The organism is Roseateles asaccharophilus, assembly GCF_031458115.1.
Classification (GTDB): domain Bacteria; phylum Pseudomonadota; class Gammaproteobacteria; order Burkholderiales; family Burkholderiaceae_C; genus Pelomonas; species Pelomonas asaccharophilus_A.
Map to the genome: position 1 here is coordinate 290934 of NZ_JAVDXV010000007.1, position 14891 is coordinate 305824.

At 65.1% G+C, this 14891-nt stretch carries 15 protein-coding genes; 2 read left to right on the forward strand and 13 right to left on the reverse strand.

The window, feature by feature from the left end:
• Positions 1 to 4: 4 nt before the first annotated feature.
• Positions 5 to 3307 carry a hypothetical protein gene (locus J2X21_RS18475; protein WP_310331054.1) on the reverse strand — a complete coding sequence of 1101 codons (3303 nt, stop codon included), beginning with the start codon at positions 3305 to 3307 and terminating at the stop codon, positions 5 to 7.
• Positions 3308 to 4031: 724 nt separating this feature from the next.
• On the opposite strand from J2X21_RS18475, the gene J2X21_RS18480 reads away from it, so the two are divergent.
• Positions 4032 to 4385 carry a hypothetical protein gene (locus J2X21_RS18480; protein WP_310331056.1) on the forward strand — a complete coding sequence of 118 codons (354 nt, stop codon included), beginning with the start codon at positions 4032 to 4034 and terminating at the stop codon, positions 4383 to 4385.
• A 22-nt stretch (positions 4386 to 4407) separates the two neighbouring features.
• Here J2X21_RS18480 and J2X21_RS18485 read toward each other — a convergent pair whose 3' ends face one another.
• From J2X21_RS18485 to J2X21_RS18505, 5 genes are read right to left on the reverse strand one after another with little or no spacing between them, the layout of a single operon-like run.
• Entirely contained in the window at positions 4408 to 4896 is a 489-nt protein-coding gene (locus J2X21_RS18485; protein ID WP_310331058.1) for a DUF456 domain-containing protein, read from the reverse strand.
• A 31-nt stretch (positions 4897 to 4927) separates the two neighbouring features.
• Positions 4928 to 5878: a sodium-dependent bicarbonate transport family permease gene (locus J2X21_RS18490; RefSeq protein ID WP_310331060.1), complete on the reverse strand. Its 951-nt coding sequence runs from the start codon at positions 5876 to 5878 to the stop codon at positions 4928 to 4930.
• A 6-nt stretch (positions 5879 to 5884) separates the two neighbouring features.
• The gene (locus tag J2X21_RS18495) at positions 5885 to 6871 is read right to left on the reverse strand and encodes a TerC family protein (protein ID WP_310331062.1); all 987 of its coding nucleotides are present in this window, start codon (positions 6869 to 6871) and stop codon (positions 5885 to 5887) included.
• 34 nt (positions 6872 to 6905) lie between these two features.
• Positions 6906 to 7337, reverse strand: coding sequence for a TerB family tellurite resistance protein (locus J2X21_RS18500; protein WP_310331064.1), 432 nt, complete (start codon positions 7335 to 7337; stop codon positions 6906 to 6908).
• Between the two features lie 4 nt (positions 7338 to 7341).
• On the reverse strand, positions 7342 to 7677 hold the full coding sequence (locus tag J2X21_RS18505; protein WP_310331066.1) for an HPF/RaiA family ribosome-associated protein: 336 nt from the start codon (positions 7675 to 7677) through the stop codon (positions 7342 to 7344).
• A gap of 101 nt (positions 7678 to 7778) precedes the next feature.
• Between J2X21_RS18505 and J2X21_RS18510 the strand changes: the two genes are divergently transcribed.
• Positions 7779 to 8669 carry a LysR family transcriptional regulator gene (locus tag J2X21_RS18510; protein ID WP_310331068.1) on the forward strand — a complete coding sequence of 297 codons (891 nt, stop codon included), beginning with the start codon at positions 7779 to 7781 and terminating at the stop codon, positions 8667 to 8669.
• A gap of 41 nt (positions 8670 to 8710) precedes the next feature.
• On the opposite strand, the gene J2X21_RS18515 is transcribed toward J2X21_RS18510, so the two are convergent.
• From J2X21_RS18515 to J2X21_RS18545, 7 genes are all read right to left on the reverse strand, one after another.
• Positions 8711 to 8908 carry a hypothetical protein gene (locus J2X21_RS18515; protein ID WP_310331070.1) on the reverse strand — a complete coding sequence of 66 codons (198 nt, stop codon included), beginning with the start codon at positions 8906 to 8908 and terminating at the stop codon, positions 8711 to 8713.
• A 143-nt stretch (positions 8909 to 9051) separates the two neighbouring features.
• Entirely contained in the window at positions 9052 to 9471 is a 420-nt protein-coding gene (locus J2X21_RS18520) for a hypothetical protein (protein WP_310331072.1), read from the reverse strand.
• Complete coding sequence (locus J2X21_RS18525) at positions 9468 to 9725, reverse strand: hypothetical protein (RefSeq protein ID WP_310331074.1); 258 nt, start codon at positions 9723 to 9725, stop codon at positions 9468 to 9470. Before J2X21_RS18525 ends, J2X21_RS18520 begins: the two co-directional genes overlap by 4 nt.
• Positions 9726 to 9997: 272 nt before the next feature.
• A complete protein-coding gene (locus tag J2X21_RS18530) occupies positions 9998 to 10534 on the reverse strand; it encodes an Hsp20/alpha crystallin family protein (protein WP_310331076.1) in 537 nt (178 codons plus the stop codon).
• Positions 10535 to 10550: 16 nt separating this feature from the next.
• Positions 10551 to 10943 (reverse strand): Hsp20/alpha crystallin family protein, encoded by a 393-nt coding sequence (locus J2X21_RS18535; RefSeq protein WP_310331077.1) that lies wholly within the window; start codon positions 10941 to 10943, stop codon positions 10551 to 10553.
• Between the two features lie 25 nt (positions 10944 to 10968).
• A complete protein-coding gene (locus J2X21_RS18540; protein ID WP_310331079.1) occupies positions 10969 to 11415 on the reverse strand; it encodes an Hsp20/alpha crystallin family protein in 447 nt (148 codons plus the stop codon).
• Positions 11416 to 11849: 434 nt separating this feature from the next.
• Positions 11850 to 14711 carry a TonB-dependent receptor gene (locus J2X21_RS18545; protein WP_310331081.1) on the reverse strand — a complete coding sequence of 954 codons (2862 nt, stop codon included), beginning with the start codon at positions 14709 to 14711 and terminating at the stop codon, positions 11850 to 11852.
• Between the last annotated feature and the right edge of the window lie 180 nt (positions 14712 to 14891).

Sequence of the window (14891 nt, forward strand, 5' to 3'; positions counted from 1 at the left end):
TGCTCTAGTGGCGGCCTTCTTTGGGCTGCGCGTAGACAAGTCTCACCACCTTCGACTGCCCGGCCTCAACTTTGCGCGAGAAAGTGAGTTTGAGATCCACCAGATTCCTGGCTCCCTCCAACTCTGCCACCTCGACCTTGACGAGCCGACCATCGCCAAAGTTGGTGAAGGTCAGCAATCGGAACGTATCCCCAGACAGCAAGATCGATTGTCCAATCGGCAATGGCGCGACATAGACCTCGATGTCGTTGAAGTCGCAAACGTATCCTGCGCCGACGCCTTCGCGGCGCCTGACCTGCAGGTCTTCCGGCCGCTTGTGGTCGGCGCCAAAGTCTGCGTGCTGCCAATCCCAGACCCAGTCGGGACGGGTCGAGTTGTCCAGCAGCAGGATGGGTTTTCCTCCCTTGGCCAGGATCACCTGCGCCTCCGACTTCAAAGCCTTCCAGTAAGCCTCGGCGTCCTGGACCGCAACCTCCTTGATATCTGAGCGATGCAGAACATCACTCAGCACAACGATCGCGACCTGCTGCGCCATCGCATCAGCGAAGTACTCATCCTCGTTGACCGCACGCTGCTCCATCTGCATCTGTGTGAGTTCACCGCGGCGAACTTGGGTGAACGTCAGCGTGAAGTCTTCCAGGGCCTCGGTTGTGCTCTCGATGGGGAACAAGTGAACGGGGAAGCGACCTTCTTCCCTGCCGAACGCCGTTGACGATGCGAAGCGCGCAATCTCCAGAAGTCGCTCCGGGTCGATCGGCTGCGCGGCCAATGTCTCCTCGCGTTGTCCATCTAGCGCCTGCTGGGTGGCCAGAAGGCCGGCCTTCATGTGAGCGATTCCGGCCTGCGCTGTCACGCCCGGCCTGACCTGCTCCTTGAGCATACCGATGTGGCCGGCCGAAAGGCCTGGCTCGTGCTCCAGCCTGTCAAGCCAGCTCTTCAAACGGCTTCGAAGGATGTCGATGCTGCTGTACTGGTCGAATCGAGGGTCGAACCAGACATCCAGCTGCCGCTGCAGTGATCGCGGCAATGCCCAGTCCGAGGTCGCCAGTACGGCTAACAACTCCAACTGGGACTCCTGGAGCGACCCCACGTCGTCGGGACCGCCGAACGAGTAGACGCGTGAACTGACCATGTTGGGCCTGCGTGTGTCCTTCACCCTCTCGACGAAACGGTCCAGCCTTCCGACATAGCCGCCGCGCCACTCGCCGGATGCAGCGAACTGGCGCACCTTGGCGACGAGATACTCGGCTGGCGACAGGTCCCCGAGCGAATCGACTGCCAGACCTCCCGACTTCCATTGCTTGCCCGTCAGGAAGCCGCAGGCGACTTCGAAGGCCAACGAACTACCCACAGTGGCAATCGGCACCGAGCGAACCCAATCGAGCATGAGCTCGATGGACAAGAAGCGCATGTCGGTCCAGAAGTTCCGCAGCGCAGCTTGGAAAGCGCCCTGCTGCAAAGTGGGCCTCAACTGCTCATCTACCGCGTCGTCATCGCTTGCCAGACCGAACTTGGCGCAGAAGGCAGGCCACTGAAGCGCCAAGTCGTCGATGGTGATGAACGCCGTCTTGTCATAGAGCTGGTAGGGCTCGTGATCGAAGTCCAGCGTACCCCACCACTTACTCAACACGTCGGCCAGCCACTCCGCAGCGGCCTGGTCACCGCGCAGCACAGCAGCAAGCAGCATCCGAGCCGTCTCCTCGATGTGCTTGACGTGCAAGCGGGCCAGCGCCGGCAGCGCCGTCCAGTCCAACTTCTGCGCATCGCGGCTTCGCCTGGGCTTGTCGGGTCGTGCGTTCTCCCACCCAGCGACGAAGGCGGAAAGCACCTCTTCGTAGACCCGGTTGAGAGGTGGTCGCAACAGCACCATCTGCATGTGACTGTGCTCGATGATGCCTTGCTCCTCGACTCGGAACGCCCACCAGTTGCTAAGCTGGTACATCATCAGCGGCGGCAATTGCAGAAGGTGTTCGCGAATCTCGACGGGTGATGCTCGAAGCTCCTCCCCATCCAGGTGTTGCAGCAAATGGCACAAGCGACGCAGTGGCCGCGGATCCCCAACCATGCCTTCGATGGCCGACTGGTAGACACCCCTGTAGGCCTCGCTCCAGTTCTCGTGCAGTGCACGACTTAAGAACTTCTCCGTGTCCGGGAGCAAGGCCCAGCTGCCTTGCTCCCCAGACTCTGTCTTGTCCAAGCACGCCGCCAAAAGAAGTCCATGCAGTTCGATCAGAGCACCGTAGGCGCGCTCGAACCCTTCGTTGTCAGACTTGCCCGCCGTACCACGAGCGTCTGCTGCCAGCTCATCGAGGATGGCGTCCACCCGAATGCCGTACCTCTCCTGCGAAGTGCGCCGCAGGACGACCGACAACCACAAAAGCCGCCGCTGCCACCCGGAAAGCGTGGGGCCATCCGTAACGCGAGCCAACGGGAACTCGCCTTCGTAGGTGGTCCCCGGGCTCATGGGCAAGGTCAGCAGCGGCCAGGACTTATCGTCAGCAAACGACATGGCGTTCTCCGGCCGCGACCATGTCAACGCCTTGCGGTACCACGCCCCCACCACCAGGCGAACCAGCCAAAGGCGCACGTCGACCAGGCGGACCTGGGCCTGCAGCGGAATTTCACCTTGAACGTGTCCTTCGCGAAAGCCGTACCGGCCGATCAACAGGCGCGGACCGTCCGGTGCCTTTTCATCGCCATATGACGGCACAGGAAACCAGCCTTGCGTGGTGCTTCCGGCCAGCACCTGAAACGAGTTCAAGCGCTGCACGTCTCTGGGCAGTGCCACGTTCACGGTGTACCGCTGGATCACGTTGGCTTGAATCTCCGGCCGGAGGAACTCCACCGTTCGGAAGAGGAAGAAGGCGGTCAGCGCCGCGTTCAGAACGAACCAAACTGTGTCGATCATCGCCCAGCCGGGCAGCGTCTCAGTTCCCCAGGTGCTCAGCATCAAGTACTGCACCCCCATCACGACCACAAGAGCCAATGAAGACAGGCCTGCCGCAAGCGCGCCCGAGTCGAGCATATAGAGATGAACGAACGCCTCGGCTGCCGGTCGGCGTTGCAGGTACACCGCGACAAAGGAGATCACGATCGGATACACCAGCGCCGCCAGCGTGGCCTGGATGGTCCACACCGTGGAAAAGTGCGATAGCTGCTCCGCCACCTTCCAGTCGAACAACCACGCAGGAGCAAACCACTCTGGCGGAAGCTTCGCAACGAGCACAAGCAGCGCGACCTGCAGTACAAGCAGCGAGAAGGCGAACCGCAAGGGATGTTCACCGGCGAACAGCAGTTCGCGTTCCACACGCGAAAGGGAAAGTCGACGCCTGTGAACGTTCTGGGCAAACCAGGCGGCTTCGTCGCGGCGAGCAACCGCGCGGACCGACCATGGTGTCTTCACTAGATCCCGAATCAACCGAAATGAGCGCATCAGTGGCATTCTGGGCCACCGACCGCTCTACGGCATGCTCGTTGTGATCGGAGACTGTCAGCGGTGGGTCGGGAGGGCCATTCCACCCCTTCAAGCAGCAGACATTCGAAGACGACTGCCGCGGGCAGCCAGCCTGGACGACCGCAGCACCCTTGACACCGGTCGTTGAACCCGTCAGCCGGCCAAGTGCGCCGGCGTCTGCTTCATGCCAGAGCGCGCAAATTCGGCGACTGATCGCCGATGACGGTACCCGCTGCAGAGCTGCCGGCCGCGAGGCCATGTCGGCTCCAGGCTGTCAGCAGCCAATCCACGCTGTTCAATCTGACGTCCGCTCTATCGGATCAAGCAGCCGTTCACCACCCGCGCGAGCACCCGGATCGTCCCAATGGTATGTGCCATCCCGGGTTTGTCTATGGGCACAAATTGCAGCGGCCATAGAGCGTCAATTTATGGTCCTCGACGATGAAGCCGGGCGGCGTCAGCAAGACCATGCCGTTGGCAATCGTCGTGACGTCGAACACTCGGTGGCATCGTAAGCACTGGAAGTGCCGATGTCCGTGGGCGATCTTGTGCCCATGGGAGAGGAGCTAGCTTTGACATGGCCAGGGAGGTCGATGGCCCTGCTGCCGCGCTCGTGGCGGCGTCGGTCAAACAGCATATCGACGGTGCGCTGTCCCTGTTGGAGCGATGGGTTGCGGTCAAGCTTGGGGTGCCGCGTGGAGAGAGCGTTGCCACGTTGTCGGGCACGACAGGCGCCCGAGCGCGAGCCTTGGTCGCCGGCATTGCCGTTCAAGTCAACCTTTGCCCTACGGCGGCAGTGGCAGGCCATTTCGGCCGTGCCCGTGCCACGCTCTCTGAGCAGATGTCCGCGTCAAGAAAGCGGCAGCCGGATCAACAAATCCTGGGGACGCCGACGAGGATGATTCTGGAAGAGCTTAAGCAATTGGCATGAGCACGCTGGTTCGGCACAGTGTCTAGAACAAAAGCGCGACGACGAACACGCCAATCATCATGAACGCGATCACCACTTTGGCCACTAGCGCCAGCGCCAGCCCCAACCCGGTGGCGACACCCACGCGCGCCGCGGCCTGGTGGTCGCGTCGCGCGATGTACTCGCCAATGGCCGCACCGACGAAGGGCAGCACGAACACGCCCACGACGCCGAACATCAGACCGGCGATGGTGCCCGCCGCCGCGCCCAGCAGCGCCAGCTTGCTCGCGCCGGCCTTCTTCGCACCCAGCAGCGCGGCCACGTAGTCCAGCACCCAGGACAGCAGTGCCAGTCCCACGAGCAGGCCCAGCGTCCACCCGCCCACGCGCTGGAAGTCGTCGATCCACGCGCCCAGTACCGCGCCGGCAAGCACCAGCGCCGCGCCTGGCAACACCGGCAGAACAGCACCGGCCAGGCCGCCAAGCATCAGGAGTGTTGTCATCGTCCAGAGAAGGATGTCGGTCGTGGGCATGGTGAGGACTTCCGGTTGTTGCGGGAGGACATCAGCCGCTGTGCGCGATGCGCATGTAGGCGGGAATGCCGACGAGGATGTTGAAGGGGAACGTCAACCCCAGCGACAGCCCGAGATACAGCCCCGGCCGCGCCTCGGGGATGGCGTGGCGCACGACGGCGGGCACCGCGATGTAGCTGGCCGACGCGGCCAGCACCATCAGCAGCGCCGTGTTGCCGGGCTCCAGCCCCAGCGCGCGGCCCAGCCCGAATGCGACTGTCGCATGCACCAGCGGTGCGGCCAGCGCATAGCCCAGCAGCCAGCGCGGCGCGCCGCGCAGCGCGCCCACCTGGCGGGCGCAGGACAGGCCCATGTCCAGCAGGAAGAAGGCCAGCATGCCCTTGAACAGATCGCCGGTGAACGGCTGCATGGCCGCCTCGCCGCGCGCGCCGGTCAGCATGCCTATGACCATCGCACCGAGCAGCAACAGCTGTGCGCCGTCGGTCAGTGATTCATGCAGCACACCGCGCAGCGGCACTGACTCCGCCGTGCCCTGCTGGCGCCGCGCCCGGTTGGCCAGCAGCACGGCCAGCACGATGGCGGGCGACTCCATCAACGCCATCCCCGCGGCCATGTGGCCGCCGTAAGGAAGGCTGTGCGTGTCCAGGTACTGCACCGCGGTGATGAAGGTCACCGCGCTGACCGAGCCGTAGGTGGCCGCGATGGCCGCCGCGTCGAAGCCGTTCAGCGCGCGGCGCAGCAGCGCATAGCTGGCCAGCGGCACGGCCACCGCCAGCAGCACCGCGGCGCCCAGGCTGGCCGCAACCTCGGTCGTCAGGCCCGACTTCGTCAGCGCGAAGCCGCCCTTCAGACCCAGCGCCATCAGCAGGTACAGCGACAGGAAGCGCGCGATGGCCGGCGGGATCTCCAGGTTGGACCGCAGCAGCCCGGCCGCGATGCCGAAGCAGAAGAACAGGATCGCGGGGTCGAGCAGCTGGTCCATGCCGCGTCAGCCCGCCTGAACGGCGGCCTGGCCACGTGTTTTCCACAGCGACACCACCACACCACCGACGATCAGCCCGAAGGTGAACCCCAGCGACAGCACGGGCGGGAACTTGCCGATGAAGTTGACGAGGAAGATCTTCGTGCCGATGAAGACCAGCACCAGGGCCAGCGCGTACTTCAGGTAGTGGAAGCGATGAATCATGGCGGCCAGCGCGAAGTACAGCGCGCGCAGGCCCAGGATGGCGAAGATGTTGCTTGTGTAGACGATGAATGGGTCGCTGGTGATCGCGAAGATGGCGGGCACCGAGTCCACCGCGAACACCAGGTCGACGATCTCCACCATCGCCAGCGCCAGGAACAGCGGCGTCGCGTGGCGCACCAGCCGGCCGGCGCCGTCGGGCTGCTGCACGAAGAACGCGTTGCCGTGCAGTTCGTTCGTCACGCGCAGGTGGCGGCGCAGGAACTTCAGCACCGGGTTGTTGGCCATGTCGGGCACATGCTCGGCGGCCAGCCACATCTTGACGCCCGTGACGACGAGGAAAGCGCCGAACAGGTACAGCACCCAGCTGAAGTTCTGCACCAGCGCCGCGCCCACGCCGATCAGCGCCGCGCGCATGACGATGACGCCCAGGATGCCCCAGAACAGCACGCGGTGCTGGTACACGCGCGGGATGCCCAGGAAGCCGAAGATCATCGCGATGACGAACACGTTGTCCATCGACAGCGACTTCTCGATCAGGAAGCCGGTGTAGTACTCGATGCCAGACTGAGAACCCATGTACCACCATACCCACGCGCCGAACAGCAGCGCGATGCTGATGTAGCCCGCCGACAGCAGCAGGCTCTCGCGCACGCCGATCTCGCGCTCCTCCTTGTGCAGCACGCCCAGGTCCAGCACCAGCAGCACGACGACGACGGCCAGGAAGGCCAGCCAGGCCCAGACGGGCTTGTCCAGCCAGGGGGTTTGCAACAGGGCGAGCAAGGTGTCCACGGGATCCTCTTTGGCGATTGGGTGAAGGGAGGGGTCAGGCGTGCGCCGCGTCCAGCGCGCGCAGCAGGTCCAGGCGGTCGACGGAGACGCGCCAGCGGCGCGCGGCGGCCTGCAGCACCTGGAACTCGCCACGCGCGAGGTGCTCGTCAGCCTCGATGACGGCCGCGCACAGCTGCAGCACGCGGATGCGCAACGACTCGTCCTGCACCTCGTCCAGCAGCGCGGAGATGGTGGTGTCGTCCAGCGTCAACGTGCTGGAGGGCGCGGCCGCGTGCGTGGCCAGCAGGTCCTCGCAGAACTCGCGCATGACGCCGTGCAGCGTCGCGTCGGGCAGATCGTGCGGCGGGCATTGCCGCAGGCGCCGCAGTGCTTCCAACTCGCGCGGGTGCACGTTGCCGTCGGCCAGCAGCGCCAGCGCGACGATGCGGGCCACGGCCTGGGGGCTGTCGGTGGGGTAGCTGCGCATGGCGTCAGGCCTCGCCGCTGTCCAGCGCCAGGCGGCGGCGCGACTGCCGGCGGCCCAGCACGCGTGCCAGCAGCTGCACGGCGCGCACCAGCGCCCCGTGCACGGCGCGGCGCCAGGTGGTGGCCAGCGCACGGGCGACGAGCGTGCCGTGGCCGGCGGTGCGCACGCTGATGCGGCATTCCTTGTCGGGCCCGCCGCGCGGGCCATTGACGTCTTCCAGGCGCACGGTGACCTGAGGTACCGCGTCGGCGCGGCGGCGCATCGCGAAGCGCACGCGCCGCTCGACGAAGGCGGCCAGCTCGCCGGCAGCCTGGTTCAGGGACTGGACATTCACTTGCATGGCGATCTCCGAATGGGGTGGCAGACGGGCCGCACGATAGTTGCGCCAACTCATCCGTTGAAGCAGACAATGCCGGAACGAATTTCCCGAAAAACAGGAACATGTCGCAGCAGTTCAACTACCGCCACCTGTACTACTTCTGGGTCGTCTCCAAGGAGGGCGGCATGTCGCGGGCCGCGGAGCGGCTGGACATGGCGGTGCAGACTGTCAGCGCGCAGGTGCGCGAGTTGGAGCGGGCTTTAGGCGTGCAGCTGCTGCGCCCCGACGGCCGTGGCGTGGCGCTGACCGAGGCCGGCCAGCGCGCGATGCAGCAGGCTGACGTGATTTTCGAAGCCGGCGAGGCGCTGCCCGCGCTGCTGCGCGAGCCCGAAGGCGCCGCGCCGGTGGTGCGGCTGGCGCTGGGTATCAGCGACACGCTGCCCAAGCTGGTGGTGCGCCACCTGGTGCAGCCGGTGCTGGCCACGCCGGGGCTGCGGCTGCTGTGCCACGAGCAGGCCTTCGACGACCTGCTTGGCAACCTGGCCGTGCACAAGCTGGACCTGGTGCTGGCCGACCGACCCGCGCCGCCGCACGCCGGGCTGAAGGTGTTCAACCATGCGATGGGGACGTCGGCGCTGGCCTGGTACGGCACCGCGGAGCTGGCGGCGCGTGCGAAGAAGCGCTTTCCAAAAGGCCTGGCCGATGTGCCGGTGCTGCTGCCGGCGGCCAACGCGGCGGTGCGCCCGCACATCGACCGCTGGCTCGCGCAGCACGGCATCGCGCCGCAGGTGGCCGGCGAGTTCGAGGACTCGGCGCTGCTGAAGATCTTTGCCGCCGGCGGCATGGGCGTGTTCCCCGCGCCGGCGCTGGTGCACCAGCAACTGCTGGCGCAGTACGGCGTGCGTCACGTCGGCGCGATGGATGGCGTGGTGGAGAGTTTCTACGGCATCAGCACCGAGCGCCGTGTGGTGCATCCGCTAGTGCGGCGCATGGTGGAAGCGATGGCCGGGTGAGCAACCATGCCTGTCGCGGCTGGTCTCGGTCTGGTCCCGGATCAGTTCAACGTACTGGTGGCGGCCAGCACCAAAGGCCTCTTGCTCCGCGTCACCGGGTTGAAGTCGAGTGCCGCTGGCGGATGGTCAGCGAGTTGAGCTGAAGGCGCCGCGATGCCGGCGCCTTCAGCCGCCTTGGTGCCCAACTCGGTCTCGGTGGCGGCGGGGACGAAATGGCGGGTCCGCGTTTCGTCAGACATCACAACGTCGACGTCGTTGCTGTCTTACCGGACCAATGCGTAACGATGGCCAGAGCGGGCTCTCAACCCGAGATGACTTCAAGTCTGGGTCTGCCGCTTGCCTTCAAGGCGGAATGCAGATTCAGCAGAACCATGAGCAAGATTCAGACATTTCGTCTGCAGCCGAGCAAGACAGTGCTGCTATTGGTGGACTTCATCAACCCGTTGAGCTGCTGGTGCAAGGCCTGCTCCTTGGCAAGGAGCGTCTCGATGGAATCGTCCCCCAGCAGATCGAGGGTGCGCGTCAGCATGGCGAGGTCGGTCTCGAAAACCTTCAACGCACGCTCTTCGCTGACGCGCGCCGCGCGTTCGATGCGAAGCGCTGCATTGGCAAACGCTTGTTCGCGCAGATACCAGACGGCCCCGGCATACATCAGCAGGGGCACGAGGATGGCAGCCGCCACCAAGGCCTTCAGCCAGCTCAAGGTGTCGACGCGATCGGGCTTGGCAAACGCATGGCTGCCATCATCGCCGTTGAAAGATTTGCCGGAACGACTTCCTACAGATTCGCGCGTCAGGCTCACTGGTCCTGCGCCAGCTCAACTTCAACGTCGAGCATGCGGGCAATATCGGCATCCTCAGGCAACTTGATGTGCACGTCGTGCTCGCTGCCATGCGCGCCCACGAAGCGCAGGGCCGACCCGGTGATGTGTGTCCTTGCAGGGAGGCGGTGGACCAGGTATTCACCGGGCAGGATGGGCACCCGCCTGCCCGCCACAGTGCAGCCCAGCAGTCGCCGGCCTTCAGGCACCTTGATCCGATAGCACACGGCGTTCATGCTGGCGCTTTCACGCCCGCCGATGCGCCAACGACTCCGCTTTGGCGGAGCCGACGCAAGGTCTCGCGCGCGAGAAAGTAGGCGTTCAGCTGCGACTCCGTCAAGTACGGGACGGGTCGAGGGCGTCGCGTCGCAGGTTGCATCGCTCGTTTGCTATTGGCCATGATTCAGTTCCTCCTCCGAATCGGTGAATGGCGGTTCGACAACTGTGTACGCACCCGACAGCAGCCCGGTGTTCTGAGGGCCGCTGTGCAGGTGCCGGTGCGCCGCCGTCAGGTCGCGCGCACCTCGATGCGGCGGTGCGAGCTCAGCTCACGCCGAGGTAGCTCGATGCGCAGCACGCCAGCCTCGTACGAGGCCTTGGAGCGCTCCCCATCAACCGGCACCGGCAGCCGAATATCGCGCCGAAACGTACCGTAGGCACACTGCACCAGCGCATAGCTGCTCCCGGCGTGCATGCGGTCGTAGCGCTTGCGGCCCAGCACGCTGAGCAACTCCGGCGATCTCATCTCGATCTGGAAGTCCTCCTGCGCCATGCCGGGCGCCTCGATGCGCACCACCAGCTTGTCGGCTGCGCCGTAGACGTCCACCGCCATGAAGGCCCAGCGAGCGGGCGGCAACCCGCCGGTTGTCCGGTTGGCAGGCGTCGGCTTGTCTTCGGCGGCGTTGGCGGGCTGAGCGTCGTCAGCGTCGTTCCAGAAGCGCGTCAGCGCGCCGCTGGCCCGTGCCCCGAGCTCACGCCAGCCTTCCGTCAACGATTCCCAGGCTTGGCCGGCGCCATGCTTCAACTGCTCTGCAAGATTGCTCATGGTTTCGGCCCTCCGGTCACCCTGCGCTGACGGCGATGCGCCTGGGCTGGGCATGCGCCTGCTTGGGAATGCGCAGCGTCAGCACACCGTCCTTGAGGTTGGCGTCGATCTTGGCGGTGTCCAGTTCGCGGCTCAGCGTGAAGCTGCGGCGCCAGCGCGGCACGCGCAGTTCCGCGTAGACAGCCTCCAGGCCAGTGGGCGTCTGGGGCTGCACCCGCCCTTCGATGAGGAGGGAATCACCCTCCACATGCAGCTCCAGCTGGTCGCGAGGCACGCCGGGCATATCGGCCAGCAGCGTGATACCTGTTTCGTCCTCGAAGACGTCCACGGGCGGCGTCACCGCACGTTCAGTGGCGCCGGCGTCGGTGGCCGCTTGAGGCTTGTCGGTTTGAGTGATCTCCTTGCTCATGATGTCGACTCCTTGAAGGCAGCGATTACTGGATGGCGATGCGCTTGGGTTGTGCGGCTTCGCGGCGGGCGATGCTCACTTTCAGGACGCCGTCGCGGTAGGTCGCCTTCACCTGCTCCGGATCCACGTCGTCGGGCAATGCGACGGTGCGGTCGAAGCGACCCGTGGCGCGCTCCCGTGCATAAAAGCGCGTGCGCTCGGCGTGAGAACCCGGCTGTACGCGTTCGCCGGACAGCCGCAGCACGCCTCGATCGAGGGTGACGTCGATCTTGCTGGCGTCGAGACCCGGCGCGAAGGCATAGATCTCGACGCTTTGCGGTGTACGTCCGACGTTAATCTGCGGCTGAGTGCCCGTGGCGACCGAGCGAATGCTGCTCGGCAGGCCCGAGGTGCCGAAGACCTCGTCGAGCTCGCGTTGCAGGCGGTCGAATTGTCCGAACAGGCTGTTCGGATGGGTCAGCAATGAAAACATGGCTTGATCTCCGTTCAGTGGTGTTCACCGGTCGGGGCATCCGGCCGGTTGGCGACGAATTAGGAGCGAGAGATTGGCTTTCAAGGGGTAGATTCATCCCTAAATCTAGGGGCGCTCCAGCACCATAGCTTGGACTCGCGGGAGCCGCTGAAACCGCACGCCCTCTTGCAGGTTCCACCACCCTCTGCTCAGTACCGCTTCACCAGTAGGCTGGTGGTCGATGGAAGCAGTCAGTCTCTCGCCACCGCTACGGTGGCGCGCTCATGCCGGCTCGTCCCGAACCCAGCCAACGACGGGTGTCCGGCCCATAGCGAGAGTTCGACATGGTTGACTCAATGACTGCATACGCTGCAAAGCAGCCTAGCGCCCAGCCGCCTCGACCACAAAAAAGGCCCGCGATTGCGAGCCCAAAACGAGGAGAGATCGGTGCCCGCTCAGAGCTTCGCGCGCAAGCTGACGAAGAACTGCCGGCCGTTCTTGTACCAACCCAGCGGCATGGTCTCGGTGGCCGAGTAGTAGTAACGCGTCGGGTTGTTCAGGTTGGTGCCGTCCACCTGCAGGCTGAACTTGTCGGTGATGCGCCAGCTGACGGAGGCGGCCAGGCTGCCTTGCGCGTCGGCGTAATTTAGGTCGTTGCGCGCCGCGGTGGCGGTGGCTGGCGTGATGGTGCCGTTGCCGAAGTAGCTGACCGGGTAGTCGGTGCGGTAGTTCCAGGCCAGGCTGGCCGTCACCGGGCCGGACTCGTAGTAGCCGCGCAGGTTGTACGTCCACTTGGAGGTCCCGATGACCTTGGCGCCGTCCTCGTCCTTGCCGTCCACGTAGGTGGCATTGGCAATAACGCCGAAGCCGGCGGCGACGGGGGTCTCGCCGCTGATCTCGAAGCCCTTCAGCTTGGCTTTGCGGCCGATGAAGCTGTTGGTCACGTAGACCTCAGGCTGCTGCGTCTCCAGGTTGATCAGCATCACATCGCTGGTGCCGCGTTTGACGTAGTTCTGCAGGCTCTGGTGGAACACGCCGCCCTGGATGTAGGCGCGCGGGCTGGCGTACCAGGCCAGCGACGCGTCGACATTGCTGCCCATCGTCGGCTTGAGGTTGGGGTTGCCGGCGCTGGCGGTCTTGGGCGTGACGATGTTGTTCTGGCTGACGGCGCCGGCCAGTTCGGAGTACTCCGGGCGCGCCATCGTGCGGCTGGCCGAGACGCGGCCCAACAGGTTGCGTGAGAACTCGTAGCGCACGTTCAAGCTGGGCAGCAGTGCGCTGTGGTTGGTGTTGGTCTCCTGTGGCACATAGCCCGACAGACGTGAGCTGTTGATGGGATTCGCCACCGGCACGCCCACCTTGGCCGGGCAGGTGACAGCCAGCGCCGGACAGACCTTGTTGGCCGCGACGGCCTGGTAGTAGATGCTGTTGACCTGGGTTGTCACCAGCCTCACGCCCGTGTTGCCGCTCAACGCGCCCGACTCGAACTCGGCCATCGCGTACAGCGCCGTCGTCTTCTCGTTGACGATGTAGCTGCCGGTCCAGTTCTTGTTCAGCACCGGGTCGTAGTTGATGAGGCTGTTGATGCCGGCCATCGCGCCGCGGTCCAGACGCAGCACGTCGCGCGGGAAGTTGCCGGTCAGGCCCGCACCGTAGTCGCCTGGGTAGCGGCCGCCCTGGATGGGCAGGCTGGCCAGCGGAAACTGCGCGTCCAGTGCGGCCTGCGACGGCAGGCCGTTGCCGGTGGTGACGAAGTTCCACGCGCCGTTGATCTGGTCCTTCAGGTTCTTGTGCGTGCCGGCGCGGCCGCCGAACTTGATTCGGCTGAAGAAGCTGTCCTCCAGGTCGTACTCGCCGTTCAGGTAGACATAACGGTCCTGGTCTTCGGTCTTGAAGACGGCCTGGATGTCAGGGATCAGCTTCCAGCCGCCTTGGGTCAGGTCGGTCAGGCTCACGCTAGGCTGCACGGACCAGTTCACACCCTCGTCGCCCAGCAGCTCGTAGTTCAGCGTCTTGTTGAAGGCGCGGAACAACAGGCCCGGGCTGCTCTGCGTCTCACCTGTACCTTTAGTGAAGCCGACCTTGCCGCTGTAGCGCAGGCGATCGCTGGCGCGGAAGTTGAAGTCCAGGTCGTAGAAGGCCGCGGTGGAGCCGGCGCCCAGGCGCACCTGGTGGCCTGATTGCACGGCGGCATCGCCACCCGTGGCCGGCGCGGCGGCCACGCGGGCCGGGTTGGGGTTGATGGTGGCCGCGGTGATGACGTCGCCGCTGGTCTTCACGTTGGTCAGGATGGCGCCGTTGGCCAGCAGCGTGCTGGCCAGCGTGAAGGTGTTGCTGTTGTAGTTGCTGGCGTTGAGCTTGGAGTTGAAGCCGGTCAGCGTGACATCCAGGGCGTCGGTCGGCTTGACCTGCACGGCCAGGAAGGCGCCGCGGCGTTGACGCTCGCCTTCGAACAATGCCGAGGCCAGGTTGCTGGGCAGGCGCAGGCCCTTCAGGCTGGCGTCGCCGCAGATCGGCGCCGTGCCAGCGGGCGATCCCTGGGGCACGAAGCAGGCGGCCGGATTGACGGCGTTATTGCCCAGCAGCGTGGTGACGCCGAAGTTCTCGACACCATCGCGGCGCAGGCTCCGGTCTTCCTTAAACACTTGGGCCAGCACGCCGAAGGTGCGGGCCTCGTTGCGCCAACCGACCAGTGCGCTGGCCTGCGGGTCGGTCTTGCCGGCCAGCGTCGTGTAGACGGCACCCAGCGAGGCTTCGCCGGTCAGGCCCTTCTTCAGGTCCAGCGGCTTGCGGGTCTGCACGTCCACCGCGCCGCCGATGCCGCCTTCGGTGATGTCGGCCTGACCGTTCTTGTAGACGATGGCCTTGCCGATCAGTTGCGACGGCAGCATGCCGAAGCCGACGGCACGTGTGGTCGCGTTCTGGTCGCCCAGATACCAATCGCCGCTGGACAGCGAATGGCCGTTGATGGTGACGAGATTGAGCTTGGGCGGCGTGCCGCGGATCTGCACGCGCTCGGCCTCGTCGAACGCGAACGCCGAGCCGTGCGTGACCTGGATGCCGGCCAGGCGCGACAGCGAGTCAGCGATGTTCTTGTCGGGCAGCTTGCCGATGTCTTCGGCGGTCACCGCCTCGATATTGGTCAGCGCGTTGCGCTTGGTCTTGATCGACGCCTCCAGCGAGGCGCGAATGCCGGTCACCACCACCTGCTCGAGCTGGGACGGCGCGGGCGCGGCGGCCTGCTGCGCAACGGCCAGCGAAGGCAAGGCAAGCAGGGCTGCGGCCGCGGCGGTGGGAGACAAACGCTGAAGAGGCATGAAAGATTCCTTGGAAGCGGATGGGGCAAGATCAATGTAGACCATTATCCATACCAATAAACAGACAACATCGAGACCAACCCTAAGCCAATGGTTGAGATTCTCGCAGCTCATCCGGTAAAGTTCGCACTCAACGCCTCCAATCAAGTAGGCCAATGGCCTCGAAATCATGAAATTTCA

What these genes read in the sequence shown, in the direction of transcription:
- J2X21_RS18480 (WP_310331056.1), top strand. Translation starts at nt 4,032, where the DNA reads ATGGCCAGGGAGGTCGATGGCCCTGCTGCCGCGCTCGTGGCGGCGTCG.
- J2X21_RS18485 (WP_310331058.1), bottom strand. Translation starts at nt 4,896, where the DNA reads ATGCCCACGACCGACATCCTTCTCTGGACGATGACAACACTCCTGATG.
- J2X21_RS18490 (WP_310331060.1), bottom strand. Translation starts at nt 5,878, where the DNA reads ATGGACCAGCTGCTCGACCCCGCGATCCTGTTCTTCTGCTTCGGCATC.
- J2X21_RS18500 (WP_310331064.1), bottom strand. Translation starts at nt 7,337, where the DNA reads ATGCGCAGCTACCCCACCGACAGCCCCCAGGCCGTGGCCCGCATCGTC.
- J2X21_RS18505 (WP_310331066.1), bottom strand. Translation starts at nt 7,677, where the DNA reads ATGCAAGTGAATGTCCAGTCCCTGAACCAGGCTGCCGGCGAGCTGGCC.
- J2X21_RS18510 (WP_310331068.1), top strand. Translation starts at nt 7,779, where the DNA reads ATGTCGCAGCAGTTCAACTACCGCCACCTGTACTACTTCTGGGTCGTC.
- J2X21_RS18515 (WP_310331070.1), bottom strand. Translation starts at nt 8,908, where the DNA reads ATGTCTGACGAAACGCGGACCCGCCATTTCGTCCCCGCCGCCACCGAG.
- J2X21_RS18525 (WP_310331074.1), bottom strand. Translation starts at nt 9,725, where the DNA reads ATGAACGCCGTGTGCTATCGGATCAAGGTGCCTGAAGGCCGGCGACTG.
- J2X21_RS18530 (WP_310331076.1), bottom strand. Translation starts at nt 10,534, where the DNA reads ATGAGCAATCTTGCAGAGCAGTTGAAGCATGGCGCCGGCCAAGCCTGG.
- J2X21_RS18535 (WP_310331077.1), bottom strand. Translation starts at nt 10,943, where the DNA reads ATGAGCAAGGAGATCACTCAAACCGACAAGCCTCAAGCGGCCACCGAC.
- J2X21_RS18540 (WP_310331079.1), bottom strand. Translation starts at nt 11,415, where the DNA reads ATGTTTTCATTGCTGACCCATCCGAACAGCCTGTTCGGACAATTCGAC.
- J2X21_RS18545 (WP_310331081.1), bottom strand. Translation starts at nt 14,711, where the DNA reads ATGCCTCTTCAGCGTTTGTCTCCCACCGCCGCGGCCGCAGCCCTGCTT.